The 23,698-nt window shown below is 41.7% G+C and carries 25 protein-coding genes; 10 read left to right on the top strand and 15 right to left on the bottom strand.

Features of this window, described 5'->3' with window-relative positions; genetic code table 11:
• Together rsmH and K1F36_RS10050 are read right to left on the bottom strand one after the other, a co-directional pair.
• Positions 1–903, bottom strand: a complete 903-nt coding sequence (gene rsmH, locus K1F36_RS10055; protein WP_220113696.1) for a 16S rRNA (cytosine(1402)-N(4))-methyltransferase RsmH — start codon at positions 901–903, stop codon at positions 1–3.
• Complete coding sequence (locus K1F36_RS10050; RefSeq protein ID WP_108244773.1) at positions 896–1,351, bottom strand: division/cell wall cluster transcriptional repressor MraZ; 456 nt, start codon at positions 1,349–1,351, stop codon at positions 896–898. Before K1F36_RS10050 ends, rsmH begins: the two co-directional genes overlap by 8 nt.
• 264 nt (positions 1,352–1,615) lie before the next feature.
• Here K1F36_RS10050 and K1F36_RS10045 point away from each other — a divergent pair, with 264 nt between their 5' ends.
• From K1F36_RS10045 to K1F36_RS10030, 4 genes are all read left to right on the top strand, one after another.
• Positions 1,616–2,380, top strand: coding sequence for an alpha/beta fold hydrolase (locus tag K1F36_RS10045; protein ID WP_220113695.1), 765 nt, complete (start codon positions 1,616–1,618; stop codon positions 2,378–2,380).
• Between the two features lie 2 nt (positions 2,381–2,382).
• Positions 2,383–2,997, top strand: a complete 615-nt coding sequence (gene yihA, locus K1F36_RS10040) for a ribosome biogenesis GTP-binding protein YihA/YsxC (protein ID WP_220113694.1) — start codon at positions 2,383–2,385, stop codon at positions 2,995–2,997.
• A 105-nt stretch (positions 2,998–3,102) separates the two neighbouring features.
• Positions 3,103–3,831, top strand: coding sequence for a pirin family protein (locus K1F36_RS10035; RefSeq protein WP_220113693.1), 729 nt, complete (start codon positions 3,103–3,105; stop codon positions 3,829–3,831).
• A gap of 108 nt (positions 3,832–3,939) precedes the next feature.
• A complete protein-coding gene (locus tag K1F36_RS10030) occupies positions 3,940–4,440 on the top strand; it encodes a hypothetical protein (RefSeq protein WP_220113692.1) in 501 nt (166 codons plus the stop codon).
• A gap of 1 nt (position 4,441) precedes the next feature.
• Here the strand turns inward: K1F36_RS10030 and gldC are convergent, their stop codons facing one another.
• Positions 4,442–4,777 (bottom strand): gliding motility protein GldC, encoded by a 336-nt coding sequence (gene gldC, locus K1F36_RS10025; protein WP_166246965.1) that lies wholly within the window; start codon positions 4,775–4,777, stop codon positions 4,442–4,444.
• Positions 4,778–5,767 (bottom strand): gliding motility lipoprotein GldB, encoded by a 990-nt coding sequence (gldB, locus tag K1F36_RS10020; RefSeq protein ID WP_220113691.1) that lies wholly within the window; start codon positions 5,765–5,767, stop codon positions 4,778–4,780. It lies immediately after the preceding gene.
• Positions 5,768–5,833: 66 nt separating this feature from the next.
• Here gldB and nadE point away from each other — a divergent pair, with 66 nt between their 5' ends.
• On the top strand, positions 5,834–6,622 hold the full coding sequence (gene nadE / locus K1F36_RS10015) for an NAD(+) synthase (protein ID WP_220113690.1): 789 nt from the start codon (positions 5,834–5,836) through the stop codon (positions 6,620–6,622).
• Between the two features lie 157 nt (positions 6,623–6,779).
• On the top strand, positions 6,780–7,409 hold the full coding sequence (locus K1F36_RS10010) for a response regulator (protein ID WP_108244780.1): 630 nt from the start codon (positions 6,780–6,782) through the stop codon (positions 7,407–7,409).
• Between the two features lie 67 nt (positions 7,410–7,476).
• On the opposite strand, the gene dnaG is transcribed toward K1F36_RS10010, so the two are convergent.
• The gene (dnaG, locus tag K1F36_RS10005) at positions 7,477–9,450 is read right to left on the bottom strand and encodes a DNA primase (RefSeq protein WP_220113689.1); all 1,974 of its coding nucleotides are present in this window, start codon (positions 9,448–9,450) and stop codon (positions 7,477–7,479) included.
• 200 nt (positions 9,451–9,650) lie between these two features.
• On the opposite strand from dnaG, the gene K1F36_RS10000 reads away from it, so the two are divergent.
• From K1F36_RS10000 to K1F36_RS09990, 3 genes are all read left to right on the top strand, one after another.
• Positions 9,651–11,411 (top strand): Xaa-Pro dipeptidyl-peptidase, encoded by a 1,761-nt coding sequence (locus K1F36_RS10000; RefSeq protein WP_258539020.1) that lies wholly within the window; start codon positions 9,651–9,653, stop codon positions 11,409–11,411.
• An 86-nt stretch (positions 11,412–11,497) separates the two neighbouring features.
• Positions 11,498–12,055 carry a flavodoxin domain-containing protein gene (locus K1F36_RS09995; protein WP_220113687.1) on the top strand — a complete coding sequence of 186 codons (558 nt, stop codon included), beginning with the start codon at positions 11,498–11,500 and terminating at the stop codon, positions 12,053–12,055.
• Positions 12,042–12,353, top strand: a complete 312-nt coding sequence (locus tag K1F36_RS09990) for a phosphoribosylpyrophosphate synthetase (RefSeq protein ID WP_220113686.1) — start codon at positions 12,042–12,044, stop codon at positions 12,351–12,353. The genes K1F36_RS09995 and K1F36_RS09990 overlap by 14 nt, the downstream gene beginning before the upstream one ends.
• On the opposite strand, the gene K1F36_RS09985 is transcribed toward K1F36_RS09990, so the two are convergent.
• Positions 12,354–12,983: a 2OG-Fe(II) oxygenase gene (locus K1F36_RS09985; RefSeq protein WP_258539015.1), complete on the bottom strand. Its 630-nt coding sequence runs from the start codon at positions 12,981–12,983 to the stop codon at positions 12,354–12,356. It lies immediately after the preceding gene.
• 106 nt (positions 12,984–13,089) lie between these two features.
• Between K1F36_RS09985 and K1F36_RS09980 the strand changes: the two genes are divergently transcribed.
• Positions 13,090–13,332 carry a zinc-ribbon domain-containing protein gene (locus K1F36_RS09980; RefSeq protein WP_220113685.1) on the top strand — a complete coding sequence of 81 codons (243 nt, stop codon included), beginning with the start codon at positions 13,090–13,092 and terminating at the stop codon, positions 13,330–13,332.
• A gap of 50 nt (positions 13,333–13,382) precedes the next feature.
• Here K1F36_RS09980 and K1F36_RS09975 read toward each other — a convergent pair whose 3' ends face one another.
• The 9 genes from K1F36_RS09975 to K1F36_RS09935 form a co-directional block, all read right to left on the bottom strand.
• The gene (locus K1F36_RS09975; RefSeq protein ID WP_220113684.1) at positions 13,383–14,453 is read right to left on the bottom strand and encodes a hypothetical protein; all 1,071 of its coding nucleotides are present in this window, start codon (positions 14,451–14,453) and stop codon (positions 13,383–13,385) included.
• Positions 14,454–14,539: 86 nt separating this feature from the next.
• Positions 14,540–15,259, bottom strand: coding sequence for a hypothetical protein (locus K1F36_RS09970; RefSeq protein WP_220113683.1), 720 nt, complete (start codon positions 15,257–15,259; stop codon positions 14,540–14,542).
• Between the two features lie 5 nt (positions 15,260–15,264).
• On the bottom strand, positions 15,265–15,837 hold the full coding sequence (locus K1F36_RS09965; protein ID WP_220113682.1) for an RNA polymerase sigma factor: 573 nt from the start codon (positions 15,835–15,837) through the stop codon (positions 15,265–15,267).
• Between the two features lie 110 nt (positions 15,838–15,947).
• The gene (locus K1F36_RS09960; RefSeq protein WP_207033666.1) at positions 15,948–16,922 is read right to left on the bottom strand and encodes a polyprenyl synthetase family protein; all 975 of its coding nucleotides are present in this window, start codon (positions 16,920–16,922) and stop codon (positions 15,948–15,950) included.
• A 988-nt stretch (positions 16,923–17,910) separates the two neighbouring features.
• Entirely contained in the window at positions 17,911–18,951 is a 1,041-nt protein-coding gene (rlmN, locus tag K1F36_RS09955; protein WP_220113681.1) for a dual-specificity RNA methyltransferase RlmN, read from the bottom strand.
• A 74-nt stretch (positions 18,952–19,025) separates the two neighbouring features.
• Positions 19,026–20,075, bottom strand: coding sequence for a tRNA preQ1(34) S-adenosylmethionine ribosyltransferase-isomerase QueA (gene queA / locus K1F36_RS09950; RefSeq protein ID WP_207033670.1), 1,050 nt, complete (start codon positions 20,073–20,075; stop codon positions 19,026–19,028).
• An 87-nt stretch (positions 20,076–20,162) separates the two neighbouring features.
• Positions 20,163–21,392 carry a 3-phosphoshikimate 1-carboxyvinyltransferase gene (locus K1F36_RS09945; protein WP_220113680.1) on the bottom strand — a complete coding sequence of 410 codons (1,230 nt, stop codon included), beginning with the start codon at positions 21,390–21,392 and terminating at the stop codon, positions 20,163–20,165.
• Positions 21,393–21,461: 69 nt separating this feature from the next.
• Positions 21,462–21,788: a nucleotide pyrophosphohydrolase gene (locus K1F36_RS09940; protein ID WP_220113679.1), complete on the bottom strand. Its 327-nt coding sequence runs from the start codon at positions 21,786–21,788 to the stop codon at positions 21,462–21,464.
• A gap of 46 nt (positions 21,789–21,834) precedes the next feature.
• A complete protein-coding gene (locus tag K1F36_RS09935; RefSeq protein WP_220113747.1) occupies positions 21,835–23,604 on the bottom strand; it encodes a DUF3857 domain-containing protein in 1,770 nt (589 codons plus the stop codon).
• Positions 23,605–23,698: the final 94 nt, after the last annotated feature.

Here is a 23,698-nt window from a genome sequence, read left to right as displayed (position 1 = left end):
TTATATGCGTTCCGCTATGCGGAGTTTTGCACTTCTTGCCCTGTTATTGTTTTTTATTTCTTCTGCCGATGGAACAATCAGTCCTCCGACTTTTTTTAAAGGAACATTAATGTTCCCGTAAAAATCCTTTTCCGGTTCACCATCAAATCTACCTGCACGGATAAAGCGTTTCGCCAAACGGTCCTCCAAGGAGTGATAACTGATTACGCTCAACCTGCCGCCTTCCTCCAAAATCTCCGGCACTTGTTCAAAAAACTCCTTGAGCACCTCAATTTCCTGATTGACCTCAATCCTGATCGCTTGATAGATCTGTGCTAAAATTTTATTCTCTTTCATTTTGGGCAAAAACCTTTTCAACACACCTTTAAGGTCATCTGTTGTTTTGATAGGTTCCTCCGCTCTTGCTTCCACAATGGTTTTGGCCATGGCGTTCGCATTGCGCAGCTCGCCATACTGAAAAAGAACCGACGCTAAATCTTCTTGGGAATAGGTGTTCACCACCCGAAAGGCCGACAACTCGCTTTTTTTGTCCATCCGCATATCCAAATCTGCGTTGAACCGAATGGAGAAACCACGGTCGGCTTCATCGAACTGATGGGAGGAAACCCCAAAATCCGCCAAGATTCCATCAACTTTCCGAATGCCATAGAACTTCAAAAACTGTTTGAGGTAGCGAAAGTTCTGATTGATCAACTGGAACCTTTCATCATCAATTGCGTTTTTAAGCGCATCTTCATCTTGATCAAAAGCGAACAACTTTCCGCCGCTACCCAATCTTTTCAAAATTTCTTTGGAGTGCCCGCCGCCACCAAAGGTGACATCCACATACACTCCATTATCTTTTATATTCAATCCGTCCACCGATTCCTTTAGCAGTACCGGATTATGATATTCACTACTCATCGTCGTCAAAAATCTCCTCGGCCAGATCGGCATAATCCTTCTCTCCTTCCGCCAAGACTTTCTCGTACAGATCCTTGTTCCAAATCTCGATTTTGTCAAAAACCGCGTTCAAAACCACTTCTTTTTCAATTCCTGCAAACTCCACCAAGTTTTTTGGAATCTGCAATCTTCCTGAATCCCCATCAATACTTACCTCCTTCATCCCCGCTACAAAATTTCTCACGAAAGCATCGTACTTTCGATTGATTTTGCTTTTCTTCATCACTTTCTGCATCAGCACATCGAACTCAGCTTTGGGATACAATTCCAAGCATTGCTGAAAAACAGAGCGCTTGATTACGAACCCATCCTTGATCACGGGCACCAACTGATTCTTCAAAGAAATGGGCAACAGTACCCTTCCTTTGGAGTCCGCTTTGCAATCATGTTGTCCTATGATATGGGTCACTAGAAATCAATTGGTTACTTAATACAACTCAAATATATAGATTTTATTTCCACATTTCTCCACTTAACACCACTTTTGTTAATAAATTCCCCACTTTTGACCTATTTCATCCGATTTGGATATGAAAATTGATTATTGTGGCGTGAGCCCAATTGAAAATAGTTTTGATCAAAATGAAAAAACTTCTTACCGATAAACCAAAACCTAAAATCTTTGTGATATGAAATTCCTATATTTGCCCCTCTTACTACCAACTGACTATAGATGGAAGAGCATTTAATCGAGGATGGCAAATACCGATATATAGAAAAGGGAGAAGGGACTCCCATGATCATATTGCACGGTTTGATGGGGGGTTTGAGCAACTTCCAGGGCGTATCCGAATATTTTCCCCAAAAGGGATATCAGGTGCTGATTCCCGAATTGCCGATTTACGATTTACCTCTTTTGAAAACCACTGTAAAAAACTTTGCCAACTTTCTGGAAGGATTCATTGAGCACAAAGGCTTAAAGGATGTCATCTTGTTAGGAAACTCTCTAGGCGGCCACATTGGCCTTTTGCACACCAAAATGTTCCCGGAAATGGTAAAAGCACTTGTTATCACCGGAAGCTCAGGCCTTTACGAAAGCGCCATGGGAGATGGATATCCAAGACGAGGTGATTACGAATTCATCAAAAAAAAGGCAGAGGACGTATTTTACGACCCAAAAGTAGCCACAAAGGAAATAGTGGACGAAGTTTTTGCTACGGTGAACGATAGAATGAAATTGGTAAAGACGTTGGCCATAGCCAAAAGTGCCATTCGTCACAATATGGCCAAAGATTTGCCTCAGATGAACACACCGACTTGCATCATTTGGGGAGAAAACGATACAGTTACCCCCCCCAACGTAGCAAAGGAATTTCACGAACTCCTGCCCAACTCCGATCTATACTGGATAGAAAAATGTGGCCATGCGCCAATGATGGAACATCCGAACGATTTTAACCATATCCTCGAAGCTTGGTTGAAAAAACGTAACTTCTAAGCATGAAAATTACCTCGGCAGAATTTGTAATGAGCAACTCCAATGTTGCCAAGTGCCCCAATGAACCGCTTCCTGAGTACGCGTTTATCGGCAGGTCCAATGTTGGCAAATCTTCCTTAATTAACATGTTGATGGAACGCAAATCGTTGGCAAAAACCTCAGGAAGACCTGGAAAAACACAGCTCATCAACCATTTTAAAATCAACAACAATTGGTTTTTGGTGGATTTGCCCGGGTATGGATATGCAAGAGTGTCCAAAAAGGACAAAAAAACATTTCAGAAGTACATTACCGAGTATTTTCAAAAGCGAAAACAACTGGTATGCGGTTTTGTACTGGTGGACATACGTCATGAACCTCAACCCGTGGACCTGGAGTTTATGGAGTGGTTGGGCACCAATCAGATTCCGTTTGCGATAATCTTCACGAAGGCGGACAAGCTTAAACCCGGTGCCATAGAAAGACAGGCCAACGCCTATCTTCAAAAACTATTGGAAGGAGCTTGGGAGGAGGCCCCTCCACATTTCACCACTTCCTCTACAAACCGAATGGGGAGGGAAGAACTTTTGGAATTTATTGACGGCATCAACCAAGATTTCTTCAAAAGCAATACTTAGGCATCAGCCCTTTACCCACATCAATCAATTTGGTAAGAAATAGCTGATTTTTACGACAAATCAACCAGCTAAAACTCAAGTTTTAATTTAAAAAAGATTGATACAATGAAATCTGTATTACACAAAGCAGCGACCCGTGGCCACGCAGACCATGGCTGGTTGAACTCACACCATACATTTAGTTTTGCAGGGTATCACGACCCCGAACGAATGTATTTTGGGGTACTCCGCGTACTCAATGATGACCAAGTGGCGCCCGGAAGAGGTTTCGGGACGCATCCCCACGATAATATGGAAATCATCTCCATTCCTTTAGAAGGAGATTTGGAACACAAGGATAGCATGGGGAACACTACCACCATTAAGGAAGGGGATGTGCAGGTGATGAGTGCCGGCACTGGAGTTCAACATAGCGAGTACAACAAGAATAGTGATCAAGAGGTGAAGTTTTTACAGATTTGGGTTTTCCCGAACAAACGGAATGTAGAACCCCGATACGATCAAATATCCATTCGGGAAATAGAAAAGAAGAATGCCTTTTACCAAGTGCTTTCTCCAAACTCCGAAGATGAAGGCGTATGGATCCATCAAGATGCTTGGTTCCATTTGGGGAAATTCGAAGAAGGGAAAACAGATTCCTATCAAATCAAAAAAGAAGGAAATGGCGTTTACGCCTTTATCTTGGAGGGCGAAGTAGAAATCAATGGACAAAAGCTCGAAAAACGGGATGGATTTGGGATTTGGGACACGAATTCGTTCGATTTTAAATCCAATACAAACAGTAGGGTATTGCTCATGGAAGTCCCTATGAGCTTGGACAACATAGGACGTTAAGTTTACAAACAGAAAAGCTCCATATCGGGGCTTTTTTTATTCTGATTTTTACTTAAAATTATATTCCAAGTGCTTTTTGGGTATTTTAGGTCCATAAATATGACACAAATGGCTCAAAAAACATCGAACCAATTCACTCCCGGAGGATTTATGAAAGTGATGTCCTTTTTACATCTCGGGATTGCAACGACCCCCGTGATATTGGCCATCCTATTCTATTTTAATGCAGAAGACCCAGAGCTCAGCACTTCAGACACAAACGATATATTTTTGGCCATCGTGCCGGTGGTAGCCTTGGCAAGCATTTTCTTAGGAGATTTCATCTTCAAAAAAATATTGAGGTCCATATCCCAAAAGAATGGACTCAGGGAAAAATTGATGAAATTCCAAACGGCATCGATTATAAAATATGCCTTGTTGGAAGGAGCTTCGCTTTTCAGCATTGTTATTTTTTCGAATACTCAAAACCTCACTTACCTTATTATTGGTGTGGTACTGATTGGTTATTTATACCTACAAAGACCAACCAAGTCAAAAATTGAGAGTGCCCTCGACTTAAAAGGAGCCGATAAGGCCAAGTTCGACCGCACACACGAACCAGTGGATTGAGTTATTTCTTCAACTCCAGTTTTTCGGCAAAGTAATCACAGAAGTCCTTCATCGTAGCGGTCATTTTTTCGTCTTGTGTGGCCTTGTAAAAAGTATCGGCCAAGGTTACCAAGGTTTGATGGAAAAATACTTTCATCTCATCCACTGGCATATCCTTGGTCCACAGATCTATTTTTAAGGATTCCTGGTTTTTGCTGTCCCACACGGACAACAACATGGCTTTGGCCTCTTCCTCATTAATACCGCCATCCTGTGCCGACCAGGTCAATTCCTCGGGCACTCGGTTTTCATCCAACCCTACCTTTAGGGTTATTTCCGAAGTATGTTCTACTGCCATTTATCTTTTTGGTTTGTAATTTGACTGTTTTAAAATTTCATCTGCGGGTATATCCAACATTTGCTTGAGTCCTACATCGGTCTTCTCCATAAAGGCCCTCACAATCTGCCATCCCATATATCGGCCCAAACGACCTGGTGACTCATTATCCAGCTCTAGTCCGAACTTTGTAAACGGTGCTGGATCCAAAAACTTACGGTCCAATCCGGTATCTGTACTATACAATAATTCCCGCTCCACAAAATATTTCCACATCTGCTCCTCATTCGCCCTTGCCCACTCCATTTCTTCTTCGGAGTATCCTATTTTTTGAGCATCTGAAGCAGAAGGAATCAATTTATCCTTTAAATAAAGTTCCTTTCCATAGTAGACCATTCTCGACAATAAAGCTCGGTTACGCGGATAGGAAATAACCTTTTTGGCAAAGGCACTGGCCACATCCGATGTCAAGAATTTTTTATCCAATGATGATGCAATATATCTTTGCATGCCTTCATAAAAATGATGGTCTTCCCCCAAATAATTATCAAGACCTATCAACAACAAAGAGTCTACCAAAATGATGCGGCTTTCATACCGAACATCCGAGGTCAACGTTACAATATGGGGCGTTTCGGTTGCTGGGAAATAATATTTGATATGTTTAAAGAGTGATTCCAAATCTGCTGATTCCTGTTGAAAATCCCCAAATTCCTTTGCCACTTCTTCGGAAAGCTCAATTTGAAGGGTGTCCGCTAATTTGGCCGACCAAACACTATCGGGAAACTGTTCCGGAAACAAATAGGGATACTTTGCTTTCAATTTGGGAATGTCATCAACGGAAGCATTTGCAAATTCCCTATCGAACCTTGAAATTTTCAAATCCACCGGAATTTTGGCGACCTCCTCTTCGGTTTTATCCGTTTCACCACATGATGAAATCGATAAAATCATAACCAAAATAAAACATCTCAATACGGGAATAGTAAAGTATTTCAACAACCGCTTCATTTTTAAGGACACAGGGATTAAATTTACAGGGCACAAAGGTAATTTATAGAATCTAAATAGTAAGATATGCAAACAGAAAAGGTAATCGCCCATATTGTTGATTGGTTAAAGGACTATGCCGAAAATGCAAAATGCAAAGGTTTTGTCATTGGTGTGTCAGGGGGAATTGATTCTGCCGTAACCTCAACGCTCTGTGCCAAGACCGGATTGGACCTTTTATGTTTGGAGATGCCCATTCATCAAGGTGAAAACCAAGTTACCCGTGCCGACCGACATATTGATTGGTTAATTGAAAACTACCCAAATGTATCCAGGCAACCAGTCGACCTTACACCCGTATTCGATTCATTGGTAGATGCCTTTCCAAAGGTGAATAAAGAGGAAGACCGATTCATGTCACTTGCAAATACACGCGCAAGACTTCGTATGACCACTCTCTACTATTTCGCAGCTTTAGAAGGTTATCTAGTTGCCGGAACAGGAAACAAAGTGGAAGATTTCGGCATTGGGTTCTACACAAAATACGGTGACGGTGGCGTTGACCTTAGTCCTATTGCCGACCTAGTCAAAACCGAGGTTTATGAACTTGGACGAGTACTTGGAGTAAATCAGGATATTATGGAAGCAGCCCCTACCGATGGCCTATGGGGTGATAGCAGAACCGATGAGGATCAAATAGGCGCATCGTACCCAGAACTGGAATGGGCCATGGAAATGGATGACCAAGGCAAAACTTCTGAAGATTTTTCTGGCAGAGAAAAAGAAGTTTTCTCAATCTATAAAAGATACAATTCTGCAAACAAACATAAGATGGTTCCTATACCTATTTGTGAGATTCCTAAAGGCCTCAAGTAGCATTTCATCTGAAAAACCCCAATCTAAGACGAAAAAAACCACAGAAAAACTATGGTTTTAAGAAAAAAGTTACAATTTTACATGATTAAATTGTTATCTTGCTCGCTATATCTTTAAGTATTAGCAGCTAACCATTCATTAAATAAACCGTTTCATAATGATTAAAGTATTGATTGCTGACAACCATCCTATTGTTAGGCTTGGTATAAGACAGGTACTTGAAACGAGCTCGGATATTGAAGTCATTGCAGATGTATCTACTACAGAAGAGCTTTTTAAAACACTAAAAGACGTAAATCCAGACGTCGTTATTTTAGAAATGGATATTCCGGAAATCAACGGAATCGCCACCCTAAGAAAAATGAAATTGGAATTTCCGGACATCAAAACCCTAATGTATAGCGGGCAGTCCGAAGATGTTTACGCCCTTAGTACAATTCGCGCCGGAGCATTTGGATACTTGTCCAAAACTGCTGATTTGGAATACATTATTTCAGCAGTCAAAAAAGTAAGTGAAGGCAATATGTTCATCACCAATGAACTGGCCCAACGCCTTGCTTTTGACGAAGGAACACAAAAACCGCGCAGATTCTTTAGAAAACTTTCTTCTCGAGAGGTCGAAGTACTTAAATTATTGGCAAGCGGCAAAAGGAACAAAGAGGTTGCCGAGGGGTTGAACCTTAACGAAAAAACAGTAAGTACATACAAAGCCCGTCTGATGAAAAAATTGAACGTGGATAATTTAGTGGACTTACTCCAACAGGCAAAAGCCTTGGAACTATACTAGGAATACCCAACCAAACCAACTATTGTGGGAACCCCTTTCAAAATAACCTTGGAAGGGGTTTTATAATTTAAGAGAGTACCCGGTTCAATTTGGCGTTCAACAATTTATTGAGCTGGAGATAGTTCATGATTTCTTCCAGAATTTCTGTGTGGTCCCCTTGGCTATCCTGTGTTCTTTCTTTTAGTTTTTCAATTCGGTTCTTTATCAAATTGCAGCGTAAAGTAAGTATGGTCTCCCCCACCAATTGGGCAACACCCGTTTGCTTTTCTTTCGGGTAGATGTCACGCCGCTCCCAATCATGCAAAACATACTGTTCCTCCTCCATTAAAATGGATGATACTTGTGATACGGTTTCTTGATCCAAATCCGACAAAAAGGTATTGACCGAAAAATTGGAGTCTTCGTTCAATCGCTCTATCAACTTATAATATATCGCTTTGAATTGTTCATTGGTAAGCTCAATTTCGTCCTCCTGAAGATCTAAAAACACCTTTTCATACACTTTGGCCTCAGAGACTTCAGGCTCCAGCACCAATTCGCCCTCTTCATTTTCTTTGAGCACCAAATCTTCGAATTCCTGCTTTTGATTTCCATAAAGCAACAGCACCTCAATGATTTTTCGCTCCAATTCGTATTGTACATCTACCTTCTCAACTACGGCATCGTTCTTTACGACTTCGAAGGCTTTTCGCTCCTGTTTTACCTTTTTGGAAGTATCCGTTTGATGTTTCTTATCAATCTGAGCCAACGTATTGTATAGGACATCTTCGGAAATCTGCATCATTCTGGCACATTCCTGAATGTAAATTTCTTGTCGGATACGGTCTGGAATCTTACTGATGCTATTTACGATATCCCTTACCGTATCTGCACGCTTTATGGGATCATTGGCCGCCTCTTTGGCCAACAGGGATGTCTTGAACTGGATAAAATCCATTGCATGCTCCGTCAAGTACTCCACCAAATCTTCATACGTGTTGTTCTTGGCGAAACTATCCGGGTCCTCCCCTTCTGGAAATGTGCAGACCTTTACGTTCATGCCCTGCTCCAAAATAAGGTCGATGCCACGGAGAGATGCCCGTAATCCGGCTGCATCCCCATCAAACAAGACCGTAATATTCTTGGTAAGCCTGTTAATGAGTCGAATCTGCTCAGGTGTCAATGCTGTTCCACTAGATGACACCACGTTTTCCACCCCTCTTTGGTACATCTGGATAACATCTGTATAACCCTCGACCAGAAAACAGTTATCTTCTTTGGCAATGGCTTGCTTGGCATAGTAAATACCGTACAGGACCTTGCTCTTGTGATAGATTTCGCTCTCTGGCGAGTTTAAATATTTTGCAGCTTTTTTATCATTGGTCAAAATACGACCTCCAAACCCCAACACTCTACCGCTCATGGAATGGATGGGAAACATGACCCTACCTTTGAACCTGTCAAATCTTCGACTTTCACCACCAGCCTGTTCCTTCACAATGGTGAGGCCCGTTTTTTCCAAGAACTCCAATTGGTAGCCTTTATCCAATGCTGTTGTGGTAAAGGCGTCCCATTCGTCCAGCCCATAACCTAGGCCAAACTTTTTAATGGTATCATCCGTAAAGCCGCGCTCTTTAAAATAACTTAGCCCAATGGCCTTGCCAGGTTCGGTATCCCAAAGCGTTTCGGCAAAGTACTTTTGCGCATACTCGGACACCAAATACATACTTTCCCGCTCATTGGCCTGTTCCTTCTGCTCGTCGGTTTGCTCGGTCTCCTCTATTTCAATATTATATTTTTTAGCCAAATACTTTATGGCTTCGGGATAGGTAAAATGCTCGTGCTCCATCAAAAAAGCCACCACATTGCCCCCTTTGCCGCTACTGAAATCCTTCCATATCTGCTTAACCGGGGATACCATAAAACTGGGCGTACGCTCATCCGTAAAGGGGCTCAGTCCCTTAAAATTGGAACCCGATTTCTTCAATTGTACAAAATCACCGATGACCTCCTCCAATCGGGCGGTTTCATATACTTGGTCTATGGTGGTTTTTGAAATCAAAGCGTTTAATTCAAATAGCTGTTAAAGGTAAATAAAAACAAAGTTTTGATGAACCCCAAAAGGAATTCCATCTTTTAGATTTAGTATATTAGGACCGCCTTGCATAACTGCGGTATATTTAATGTAAAATCGATTTTATGATAAATAGCATATCTAAAAAACACTGGGGACTGGCAACATTTCTATTGGTATTTTCATTGATGGCACATGGCCAAATGGCAGAAAAAGCATCTCCTATTATTGAAAATGGCGAAGCTCAAGTGGTGGAAGCCTTCTCCGACCCAAGTAAATGGATTCGCCATGATCTTTGGGTAGAGACCACTTTTGATTCTGATGGTGATGGAAAACTGGACCGCATGCACGTAGACGTAACCCGACCGGAACAAACAGAGTCAGAAGGCTTAAAACTTCCCGTGATTTATGAATCAAGCCCTTATTATGCAGGTACGGCCGGCTTGGACAAAGGTATTTTTTGGGATGTAAAACATGAACTTGGTGAACTAGGACAACCCAGAAAACACCCTGAGGTCAATCGCTTGGGGGAACGGCCCATCATATCCAACTCGCAAATTATGACATGGGTCCCAAGAGGTTACATTGTAGTCCATTCTTCTTCTCCTGGAACCGGACTATCGGATGGTGCCCCAACAGTTGGTGGGGATAACGAATCCTTGGCCCCAAAAGCAGTTATAGATTGGCTCAACGGAAGAGCAAAAGGCTATACCGAGAGAGATGGTGATAAGGAAGTCAAAGCGTATTGGTCCACCGGAAAAGTGGGCATGACGGGCACCTCCTACAACGGAACCATTCCACTCGCAGCCGCTACCACGGGCGTTGAAGGACTTGAGGCCATAATCCCAATTGCACCGAATACTTCCTATTACCATTATTATCGTTCCAATGGTCTTGTGCGTTCACCCGGAGGATATCTGGGCGAGGATATTGATGTGCTATACGATTTTATCCATAGTGGAGATGAATCCAAACGGGCAAGGAACAATGAAGTTATCCGTGACACCGAAATGAAAAATGGCCAAGACCGCATAACCGGCGACTACAATGATTTTTGGGCCGGCAGGGATTACCTGAACGATATGAAACCCATGAAAGCGGCGCTTTTGATGTCGCACGGTTTTAATGACTGGAACGTGATGCCGGAACATAGTTATCGTATTTATAAGAAAGCGAAAGAGATGGGGCTGCCAACCCAAATCTACTATCATCAAAACGGTCATGGGGGACCACCTCCCATCTCTATGATGAACCGATGGTTCACACGCTATTTATTTGATGTGGAAAATGGTGTAGAAAACGACCCAAAAGCATGGATAGTGAGAGAAAATGACAGTAAAGACAATCCTACCGCGTATGCTGATTATCCGAATCCCGATGCCAAGGATGTAACATTACATTTACAAAAAGGAGGGTTAAAATCAGGAAAGCTAACACCTACAAAAACCAAGAATCAAGGCACAGAAACCCTGGAGGACGATTATAACTTTTCCGGGGCCGATTTGGCCATGGCCGAAACTTCAGAACATAGATTGTTATACGTCACGGCTCCCTTGGCCGAGGATGTACACATTTCCGGGGTACCCAAAATCAAAATAAAACTGGCCAGCAGCAAACCTGCCGCCAATTTATCCGTTTGGTTGGTTTCGCTACCTTGGACCGACGCCTTGAACACCAAAATAACGGACAACATCATTACCCGTGGATGGGCTGACCCTCAAAACCATATCTCGTTGACCGAGAGCAAACCTTTGGTTCCCGGAAAATTCTACGAAATGGAATTTGAATTGATGCCCGATGATCAAATCATTCCAAGAGGACAACAAATTGGCCTGATGATTTTTTCCAGTGATAAAGAATTTACGCTTTGGCCAAATCCAGGTACAGAACTGACCGTGGATTTGGATGGAACAGAGCTAACACTTCCCATTGTAGGTGGAAAACTATAAGAACAAAACACATAACTGACTAATATCATAGGATTTAAGATGGCTTTATGTGACTTTAGGATAATGTAACTATCATCCTTACAGTCATGAAAATTTTGATTATTTATGGTACCGTAGAAGGCCAGACCCGTAAAATCGCGAGGTTCATGGAAAATGTTCTGCAAAATAATGGGCATCAAGTGGTAATAGCAAATGCAGTGGAAGAACCGCCCGTCCCAGAAGGGTTCGATGCAATTTTTATTGGAAGTTCCATTCATATCCAAAAGTACAATCCATTGGTTCGCGATTATATTCAAGAGAATATTGATACCTTAAATGCTAAATCAAGTGCATTTTTTTCGGTAAGTATGGCCATGGCCTCGAGCATTAAGGAGGAGCATGATGAAGTGGAACAGATTGCGAAGGACTTTTTAAAGGAAACCCAATGGTATCCAAAAACGGTATGGCACATTGCCGGCGCCCTGAAATACACAGAATACAATTATTTCAAAAAGTTGCTCATGCGTTCAATCGCTAAAAAGGAAGGCGGTTCTGTCGACACCTCCAAAGACCACGAATACACAAATTGGGATGAGGTAAAAAAGAATGTCCTATCTTTTATGAATAGATTGGAAACAAAATTAAAAACGTATGGACAAACATAGTTTTACCACCCTCTCGGAAGTTGTCAATTACCTGACACAGGAAGAGGGCTATAAGGAAGATTTTGAAGCAGATGAGTCCTCCATAAAGGCTCTGTACTCAAAGAAAGAATATAATCCGGATGAACTGTTGATAATTGATTCATATCGTTTTGAAGGCATGACGGACCCCGCCGATGAATCCACAGTCTTCGCAATAGAGGCAAAAGATGGCACAAAGGGCACCTTAGTGATTTCCTACGGAGCTTCGACCGCGCAGAATGAAGAACTCATTCGTCAAATTCCTGTTAGAAAGAAATAATCAAACATAGAGTTTACCTACTGAAGATGGCTGATATAGCAACCAACCGGTAAGGCTGAACCTACTTTTGTGTGCCTCAAGAACAGCATGTGGCACATCCGCACTTTTGAACATCACACAACGCGACGCCAATGGTTCAACCAAAAAACTTGAACCGTCCTTTTCAAAAATTTCCAATTCCCCGCCATCACCAGGTTTCCAATCATCGTTCAAATAAATAATCATGGAAATCATGCGGTTGCTTCGGTTTTCAAACTGGTCCAAATGTTTGTCGTAATGTCCACCGGAAGGGTAATGCGCCAAATGGAACTCATATCCGGACAAACTCAAATAACAGTACCGATTGAATATATGCATGGTTTCATCCAATAGCCCCCAATACGTCTCGAGCTGGGCATCACGTTGTCTATCCAACCAATACGTAAAATCACCACGTATCTTAGTGTCAATTTGATTTTCGGAATGTGCGCCGATACCTGCCTCCTTAAAATTAGGGAGCTTACCCAGAAAAAAAGATTTTATCTCGGTATAAAGTTCATCCCGTAGAAAATTGTCTACGATTACATAATCCTTACTGGAGATGTCATCCATCCAGGACAACCAATCCTCCAAATCGTGGTAGGCGTTCAAAGCTTCAAAAGTGTGGGCGAATGTAGAAAATATTTAAAAACGAAAATCATTTTTTTCATTCGTCCTTTAAAGCTCTAACTTTGAGATGGATTAATATAGGTGTTTAATGATACTCTTCTTCGGAACAAGACCTGGCAAAAAAGAAACCAAAGTACTGAACCATGTTTCCTGCTCACATTGTGGCCAAATTGGAACATTGACCGCAGTTGCCCAACCGAACTACGCACATTTGTTCTGGATTCCATTGTTCACCATCAATAACATTCGCTATGCGGAATGCTCCCACTGTAAAAAAGTGTACTACAAAGAGGAGTTTACCCCTGAAATGGAACGGGCGCTATCCCAATAAAAAACGGCCAGGAAAATCCTGACCGTTACTCTTCAAGGTTCAAAAAATGGTTAAATATCGAACCGAAGGCCCAGTGAAATATTGTTTTGCTTTACTTCCGCATCTTTAAAAATCGGGTTTAGATCATACTTTAAATAGAGAAGTACTCCATCAAAACCCATATAGCCGCTTACGCCATAAATTAGGTCGCTGCTGTTGTAATCCCTTTTAAGTTTATCTTTTACGTTCTCTCCGTCTCGGTTATATTTTAATTTTTGACGGGTTCCCAAGCTAAAACCTCCATAACCTCCAAAACCTAACCTGAACTGATCACGAATGGAGTAACGCATGGTACGCTCCGTTTTTCTTAAACGTGAAGGGCCGACCTCAAAATGAACAGGAAACACAAGATTGTCCATTCTAAACTTGGATTTATCCAGATCATATTCAAATTCTTCTAAAAAAGTTTGATTCCCATCCTGTACAAATATTCTGTTTCCATCAGGTTTTAATCCATTGAACTGGAATGAAAAACCATAGTTAAAGCGCAACCAATTGGAGTTCTTGAATACTCTGGTCCTCCATTGCCAGCCCATTTCAAAAAAACGGCTTCCCCCAATTTTATAGGGGGAGTCGGAAAGCGACTGTCCTTCTATGATGGCATTGTTAAGCCCTATGGCCATCACAAAATCAGAATAGGTCCTCCTGTCGTACTTAATTTCCTTTTTCCATCTGTTGGAGTTAAAGGTAATGGCCGGTTTACCATCGATGAGTAAACCTATCCGCATACGATCACCGTAAATAGTATCTATTTCTCTCAATGTTAGCACCTCACCTTTATTTCGCTCCAGCAAATCAATTTGGTTCTCGACAATGGCAACACGGTTTTCTATGTTCAAGGCGCGCTGTTTGGCCACTTCTTCTTTTAATATCCTGGCCTCGTTTTCCGAAATATCACCATCTTCCAAACGCTGGTTAATATCCCTGACCTCAAACTTTAGAGCATCCTTTTCTTGTTCAATGATTCGTTGTTTCTCAATTTTCAACGCTTCTATTTTCTTTTGATAGTCCTCTTGTCCAAATGCCACGTGCGAAACAAGGAACAAGCATAATACTGCTGAATAAAATGTAATTGTTTTCATGATTGTTTTTGGATTATAAACCTCCCTCCTCCCTGCCCGGTTGGACAGGAAGTTATAGAAGGTTTGGTTTTGATTGATGAATAATTTTATTGGTTTCGGTCTGCCACGGCAGTACGTAGTTTAAGGTATCCTGATTTTAAGGCATCAAAGATTTGGTCCCGGAACGATTCGTCCAGTTCGTCCTCCACTTCGGCCAAAAGTGACATGGCATCAACAGAACCGCTATCGGCGAATAACTTATCGGTCAAAATCTGTCGCTGTGCAGCTCGTAAAAGGGAGTCCACTTCGGCATCGGTAACCTCTTGCTTTGCATCTTCTAATATTTGCACCTGTGCCACTACTTCTTCTACCTTTTGTGCAATCAGCTTATCAGAATTTATTTTGGTTTTGTCCTGAAATGGCTCTTTTACTTCCTGTTCTGCAACTGCCGTATAAGAAGTTGGCTGCTGAAATTCCGTATTAACCTCCGGCTCTCTGGGCTCAACTTCTGTACCCACCACTTCGGTTTCCACCTCTGTAACCGCTTCTTTTTCTGCTTTTTCCTCAGACTTTATTTCAGCTTTTTCTTGGACCTCCGTTTCTACAACTTGCAGTCTTTCTGCCTCTGCATCACCATTTGTAAAAAAGAAAAGCGACACCAACACAATGCCTACAAAGCTTGCGGCCACGGCATACGGAAACCAAGTGTTTCTTTTTCGCGGTGCTGGCTCCGTTACCTGCGGGGCAATTTTATCCCAAGCTCCTTTTGACGGTGCAATGGTCCGCTCCTCCAGCTTCTCTTTGATATGTTTTTCGAGTTTATCCATACCCTCTATTTTTTGTTCGCCGAATGTGATTTGGGCGACATTCCCTTTAAACTTAAATTTTCCTGAAGCATTTTTCTAGCCTTGAACAACTGCGATTTTGAAGTTCCCTCTGAAATCTCCAACATCTCGGCAATCTCTTTATGGCCATATCCTTCAATAGCATACAGCAAGAAAACCGCCTTGTAGCCCTCCGGAAGTTCATCTATGAGATGTTGTACATATTCCACATCCAAAATTCCATCATTGGAAGTAGAAACTTCTCCGTTCAACTCCAAGGCATCATCATATACCACGAATTGTCGCTTGCGCAAATACGAAATACTTTCACGGACCATAATGGTTCTGACCCAACCTTCAAAACTCCCTTTATGTTGATAGGAGCTTAAATGGTTAAAGACCTTGACAAAACCATGAATCATTACATCTTCCGCAAAATGGAGGTCTTTGATGTACTGCCTACAAACACTCAACATCTTGGACGAAAATTTATCATACAACAACCTTTGGGCTTGTTGGTCGCCCTTAATTGATTTTTTGATCAATTGTTTTTCGTTGCTATGTAGCGCGATGATTTTCAAAAGTTTGGTTTATAAAAGTGCTTCTATTTACATAGACGGGATATGGACACAAATAGTTGCCTGAAACTAAAAATTTTCAGTAAACTATTGATATTAAGATTATTAAATTTTTATTTTTTGCGGTCCACCACGTAGTTGACCATAAGGGTGAGGGCACTTTTGTATTCAGAATCGGGATAATTGTCCAAAATGGCCAGAGCTTCGTCCTTAAATTCAAGCATTTTGACCACGGCATAATCCAGCCCCCCTTTTTCCTTCACGTACTCGATGACTTCCTTTACCCTTTTTTTATTCTTGTTGTGTTTTTTGATGGAGTTGATCAACCATTTCTTCTTTTCCTTGTCGCTGTTGTTCAAGGCGTAGATCAGGGGAAGGGTCATTTTTTGCTCCTTGATATCGATTCCCGTTGGCTTTCCGATTTTTTCGGCACCATAATCAAATAAATCGTCCTTGATTTGAAAGGCCATCCCACAGAGCTCTCCAAACTTTCTAAAGGTTTCCACCTCGTCTGAATCAGGTCGAACGGAGCAGGCTCCCATACTGCAACAGGCAGCGATCAAAGTTGCGGTTTTCTGTCGGATGATGTCATAGTACACGTCTTCGGTAATATCCAACAATCGTGCTTTTTCAATCTGGAGCAATTCTCCTTCACTCATATCACGGACTGCATTGGAAATTATATGAAGAAGGTCGTAATTCTTATTTTCCAAGGAGACCAAAAGCCCTTTGGAAAAAAGAAAATCCCCAACCAACACGGCAATTTTGTTCTTCCACAGGGCATTGATGGAAAAGAAACCCCTGCGCTTATTGCTATCGTCCACCACATCATCGTGGACAAGACTTGCGGTATGAATCAATTCGATAATGGATGCTCCCGTATAGGTTCGCTCATTGACTTGGCCGTTCAACAATTTGGCGGTCAAAAAAACGAACATGGGGCGCATTTGCTTACCCTTTCTATTGACTATGTAGTAGGTTATCCTATTGAACAGTGCAACCTTGGAAGACATGGATTTGAGGAATTTTTCCTCAAAAAGCTGCATCTCATTTTCTATGGGTTCTCTTATCTGCGAAACGATTTTCAACGTAACGGTGTGGTGTTTGGTTTTGAATCCCTAAAAGTAGGGAAAATGAAAGAGTTGTAGGAATGAAATCGAAGTTTTAAGATACAGCCCTCAAAGTATCGATGATTTGCAAGGGATGGGCTAAGGGTTAAGGGTTAAGGGTTAAGGGTTAAGGGTTAAGGGTTAAGGGTTAAGGGTTAAGGGTTAAGGGTTAAGGGTTAAGGGTTAAGGGTTAAGGGTTAAGGGTTAAGGGTTAAGGGTTAAGGGTTAAGGGTTAAGGGTTAAGGGTTAAGGGTTAAGGGTTAAGGGTTAAGGGTTAAGGGTTAAGGGTTAAGGGTTAAGGGTTAAGGGTTAAGGGTTAAGGGTTAAGGGTTAAGGGTTAAGGGTTAAGGGTTAAGGGTTAAGGGTTAAGGGTTAAGGGTTAAGGGTTAAGGGTTAAGGGTTAAGGGTTAAGGGTTAAGGGTTAAGGGTTAAGGGTTAAGGGTTAAGGGTTAAGGGTTAAGGGTTAAGGGTTAAGGGTTAAGGGTTAAGGGTTAAGGGTTAAGGGTTAAGGGTTAAGGGTTAAGGGTTAAGGGTTAAGGGTTAAGGGTTAAGGGTTAAGGGTTAAGGGTTAAGGGTTAAGGGTTAAGGGTTAAGGGTTAAGGGTTAAGGGTTAAGGGTTAAGGGTTAAGGGTTAAGGGTTAAGGGTTAAGGGTTAAGGGTTAAGGGTTAAGGGTTAAGGGTTAAGGGTTAAGGGTTAAGGGTTAAGGGTTAAGGGTTAAGGGTTAAGGGTTAAGGGTTAAGGGTTAAGGGTTAAGGGTTAAGGGTTAAGGGTTAAGGGTTAAGGGTTAAGGGTTAAGGGTTAAGGGTTAAGGGTTAAGGGTTAAGGGTTAAGGGTTAAGGGTTAAGGGTTAAGGGTTAAGGGTTAAGGGTTAAGGGTTAAGGGTTAAGGGTTAAGGGTTAAGGGTTAAGGGTTAAGGGTTAAGGGTTAAGGAAAAAACTAATTTGACATAACTCCTGTTCCTAAAGATTAACTCTTATTCGCCAGCTGTCCGCAAGCAGCATCAATATCCTTTCCGCGAGACCTTCTTACAGTTACAGTGATTCCATTCCGCTCCAAAGTATTTTGGTACATCTCCACAGCGCTGCTATGCGCCTGCTGAAACTCGCCATCATCAATGGGGTTGTATTCGATGATATTGACTTTTGATGGTGCAAACTTGCAAAACTTCACCAAAGCATCGGCGGCTTCCTGGGTATCATTGATGCCTTTCCAAACCACATATTCGTAAGTAATCCTATTCTTGGTCTTACTGTACCAATATTCCAAGGCCTCTCTAAGATCCTTTAACGGAAATGTTGAATTAAACGGCATAATGGAGGTGCGTACCTCATCAATAGCTGAATGTAGGGACACTGCCAAACCGAACTTTACTTCCTCATCGGCCATTTTTTTGATGATTTTGGGCACACCCGAGGTGGACACCACGATCCGTTTGGGCGACATCCCCAACCCTTCGGGCGAAGTAATCTTATCTATGGCCTTGAGTACATTATTATAGTTCATCAATGGCTCTCCCATGCCCATAAAAACAATATTGCTCAATGGTCTATCAAAATACAAACGGCTTTCGTTGTCTATTGCTACTACTTGGTCGTAGATTTCATCCGGGTTCAGGTTGCGCATACGCTTTAAACGTGCGGTAGCACAAAAACGGCAGTCCAGACTACAACCAACCTGACTGGATACACAGGCAGTGGTTCGGGTTTCGGTTGGAATCAAAACGGATTCCACGACCAACCCATCGTGCAAACGAACGGCATTTTTAATGGTACCATCGGAACTACGCTGCATCTGATCTACACGAATATGGTTGATGACGAAATTATCTTCCAACATCTGTCGGGTCTCCTTGGAAATATTGGTCATGGCATCAAAATCGTGCGCAGATTTTTGCCATAACCATTCGTACACCTGATTTCCGCGGAATGGCTTATCTCCCTGCTCCACAAAAAAATTGCGAAGCTGGTCCTTTGTCAATGCGCGTATGTCCCTTTTCTTGGTTTCCATCCCTTAAAGATAAGCAAGAAAAAATCCCGTTGGCCAAATAGCAAACGGGATTTCTCTTCTATGAAATTTTGTTTTTAAAGAATCAACATGGCATCCCCGTAGGAATAGAATCGATACCCTTCCAAAATAGCTTGCTTGTACGCCTTTTTTATCAAATCATGGCCTGCGAATGCAGAAACCATCATCAATAAGGTTGATTTTGGCAGGTGGAAGTTCGTAATCATACAATTGGCAATACTAAAATCGTATGGTGGAAAAATGAATTTGTTGGTCCATCCCTCAAACGTATTCAATGTATGCTCGGAAGATACGGCGCTTTCCAATCCACGCATAACCGTTGTTCCCACAGCACAGACCTTTCTTTTGTTTGATTTGGCCGTGTTTACAATTTCGGTCGCCTTTTCATCGATCACCAACTCTTCGCTGTCCATTTTGTGTTTGGACAAATCTTCTACTTCTACTGGATTGAATGTTCCCAAACCAACATGAAGTGTTACTTCTGCAAAGTTGATTCCTTTGATCTCCAAACGCTTCAACAAGTGCTTGGAAAAGTGTAATCCTGCAGTTGGGGCAGCCACAGCACCTTCGTGCTTGGCATAAATGGTCTGGTAGCGCTCTTCATCATCAGGAGTTACTTCTCGTTTGATATATTTTGGAAGTGGGGTCTCGCCCAATTCCCTTAGTTTTCTTCTAAAATCGGTGTAGGAACCGTCGTAAAGGAAACGCAATGTCCTTCCTCTTGATGTGGTGTTGTCTATTACCTCTGCCACCAAATTTTCGTCATCACCAAAATAGAGTTTGTTACCGATACGGATTTTTCGTGCCGGGTCCACCAAAACATCCCAAAGACGCTGTTCTTGGTTCAATTCCCTTAACAAGAAAACCTCGATTCTGGCACCTGTTTTTTCCTTGTTGCCAAAAAGTCTGGCAGGAAAAACCTTTGTGTTGTTCAAGACCATTACGTCATCTTCATCAAAATAGTCAACTAGGTCTTTGAACATTTTATGTTCAATTTTTCCGGAATCCCGGTGAATTACCATAAGTTTGGATTCGTCCCTATGTTCTGCGGGATATTCTGCCAATAATTCCTTGGGCAATTCAAAATTGAAGTTTGATAATTTCATCTGGGCTTTTTTTCGATTTTTTTAAAGAGGGGCAAATATACGACCTACCGATAGCGGATGTCAAGTAATTTGATGATTAATTGTGGATTACATTTCCTTTACACCGAATCCAAGTGTAACCAAATCGTTCCAAAAATCGGGATACGACTTGGAGACCACTTCTGCATCATTCACCATAAAATCCGTTTTGAGCGCCAAAGGCCCAAACGCCATTGCCATTCTGTGATCGTTGTAGGTGTCAACTTCGACCCTACTATTAAGTTGTGGTTGAGCTGTGAGGGTTAGGCTTTCCGAATCAATATCAACCTTTGCCCCAAACTTGCCAAGTTCTGTCTGTAAGGCTGCCAAACGGTCAGTTTCTTTGATGGGCAATGTGTGAAGTCCAGTAAGGTGACATCCAATCCCCAAACCCAAACAGGTTACCGATATGGTCTGGGCGATATCAGGGGCATTGGATAGATCATACTCCAAATGAGCTGATTTTACTTCGGAAGTTTTCTTGAGGAGAATGGTATTGTTCGAAAATTCGGTCTCCACTCCAAAATCCCTATAAATATTGGCCAACACGCTATCTCCCTGCAAGGAACTTTCTTTATAAGATGACAATTGTATTTCGGTACCGATTTCGCTCATTGCGGCAATGCTGTAAAAATAACTTGCCGAACTCCAATCGGATTCGACCACCAAAGTGGTATCCTTAACGTTTGTCTTTGGTGACACCTTGATACTATTTCCTTCAAATGAGGTTTCCACACCTATTTGTTCAAGAAGTGCCAAGGTCATTTTTATGTAGGGAACCGATGTTATTTTACCGATCAATTCAAGTTCCAGTCCATTTTCAAGGCTTGGAGCGATCAACAGCAATGAAGAAATATATTGACTACTGATATTAGCAGGAAGGGAAACTTGGCTTTTTACCAATCTCTTCCCATTAATTTTTAATGGTGGATAGCCTTCCTCCTTCACGTATTCGATATCTGCACCCAATGAACGCAACGCTTCCACCAAAACTTTGACAGGACGTTCTTGCATGCGTTGAGACCCTGTAAGAACTATTTTTTTATCTGGCTGGGATGCAAAATAGCCCGTTAAAAATCGCATGGCCGTTCCTGCATGGTGTATGTCCACTTCACCTTCGGATTTTGCCAAACCCTTTTGCATTACTTCTCCATCGTCTGAATTGGAAAGGTTTTCAATTTTAATATTTGGGAAAAGTGCCTGCAACAAAAGTGAGCGATTGGTCTCGCTTTTGGAACCTGTGATTGCAATGCTTTTTTGAATTTTTTTATTGTTTGGCGAGGAAAGCTGGAGTCTCAATTCTTTACGGTTTGAATGAATTGTCAAAACTAGAAAAAACGGGCCTAAACTCCTTTTAAGAGGACAACTTTATTTTAGTTTTTTGTTATTCTGATGACGGTCGTGATCACGCTTGGTCTTCAAATCCAATTTTTTATCGAACGCTTCTTGAAGATTGATCCCTGTTTGATTTGCCAAACATAGGACCACAAATACCACGTCTGCCAATTCTTCACCAAGATCTTTGGCCTTATCGGATTCCTTTTCGCTTTGTTCGCCATATCTTCTGGCAATGATTCTAGCCACTTCCCCGACCTCTTCGGTCAACTGCGCCATGTTGGTCAATTCGTTAAAGTATCGGACACCGTGATTGTTTATCCAGTCATCAACGGCTTTTTGTGCGTCTGCTATGTTCACCTTTTTGGATTTATAGTTTAGATACAAATCTAAGCACTTAGCTCAATCAAATCTTTTCCAAGACCAAATAACTTTGATTTTGGCCTTCAACTGCGTTGGCAAAAAACTCTTTTACATAATGATATCCTTCACTGGTGTATTGGGTAGACTTGAGCTGAATGGAAAAAACTACCATTACATTGTCCTGCATTTCTGTTGTATTATACCTTAAAACTCCGCTGCCTTCGGGTAGCGCCAGATTTATGGGCTTAGGTAGTTCCTTTATCCGATATCCATGAGGCACTTTAATATTTGCCATATAATGGAACTTGCGAAGGTAGCCAAAATCAACAGGATAATTTCTGGTCTCTGCCTTGAATGGATTTGCGCTAAAGTATTTTACCAAAAATGGATTGAAGAAGATGTTTCCGCTAGGATCGAGACCCTCCACTTCAAAAGTGAACCTTTCTGCCAAATTCATCTCATCGGACTTCTCCTCTATTTTTTCGTAGAACTTAATGTAAAAACCATCGCGACTCTCTTTTTCAATTTCATCCAAATATTCTTCTTCCGACAAGGAAGCCATATGACTCCTTTTAAAATAGGCGTCATAGCCCTGTAATGTTTTATCAAACTCGCCACGGACCATACCATTTTCGGGGTCCAATTCCATTTTTGCCCTAACTACTATGCCGTTCTCCTTTTCTGCAACTATATCATACCAATAGCTATCCTCGTCGAGGTCCATCACTCGGCCATAATAATTTAAACACCGATAAGGCAACATTCCGAAAGGCAACTGTTTTTCGGTAGCGTCCAACAAATAGGTTTCCCCATTAATCTGTGTTTTGGCCACTACATAATTGAAATCAGACATTACAGGATGTGTTCTTTTGGGCAACCCATGCATCCTCGTGGAAAGTAGCATCAAATCCGTATCTATGCCAGCGGCATTTAGGAGATTGATAAGGGTGATATTGATCTCCGCAACATTTCCAGAACCCTCATCAAATGCTTTTTTCACATTATTGTCCCTGAAAATACCGTATTTACCGTTCCAGCTATAATGTGACTTTACAAATTCGAACAGATTACGTGCCTTTGTAAGATTATCTACATTACCCGATATGATGTCCAAAGGCAGATTCCTCTCAAAATAATTCTTTTTTCTGAGCTGCCCTCCAATATCTCCATCGGTCCTAAATTCCCTATCAACATCTTTCCAAGATTTTGTAAACCTTTCCTTTCTACCTGTGAACCCTTCATATTCAGAAAGTTCAAATTCTAAGCGAGACCTATAATTGGATGCGGACAACATAAATTCTTCATCCTCTTCAAAAGCGGGAACATCCTTCATTGTGTACATCAACATCTCGCAATCTGCCTGGCCTGAAATCCCTGGAACGCTAAAACAACTCTTTTTTATGGTCGCATCATTGACATCGAGGGACAATGCCCCAATCAATGAGCGATTGTATTTATAATTTCCCGGAATCTTGGCATTGTACTCGGTGTAAACTTTTGGAATATCTTCTTGAAATTGCCACCCTTTTAGATTATAAAAAAATGGGGATTGCACCTCATAAGTATATTCCAAAACAGAACCTTCTTGCACATTGGGAAACGTGAACCGTTTTTCCGACCAACGTTCGCTGCTTTCCACATCGAAAACATTGCTTGGCATTACGCTATAACGCATACCATTGGTATGAGTGATGGCCCTAATATCATTTATTTTCTCACTTTGCCTTTCTGAGCGGTAATAGGGGATTGAAATATCTGCCTCTGAAAATCCTTCCTTATCAAGAACCTTTATTTTGGCGTGGTAATTTGTAATGAGCCAGACGTACTCTCTTCTTACCTCAAAATAATTCTCCCCTCTTTCGTAAAGGTAAACGGCATGTGCAGTAGTATCTTTATCATAAGATCAA

It is taken from the genome of Flagellimonas abyssi (genome assembly GCF_019457905.1).
Taxonomy (GTDB): Bacteria; Bacteroidota; Bacteroidia; order Flavobacteriales; family Flavobacteriaceae; genus Flagellimonas; species Flagellimonas abyssi.
The sequence above is the reverse complement of the archived record's forward strand: the minus strand, read 5'-3'. Positions and strand labels throughout refer to the sequence as shown.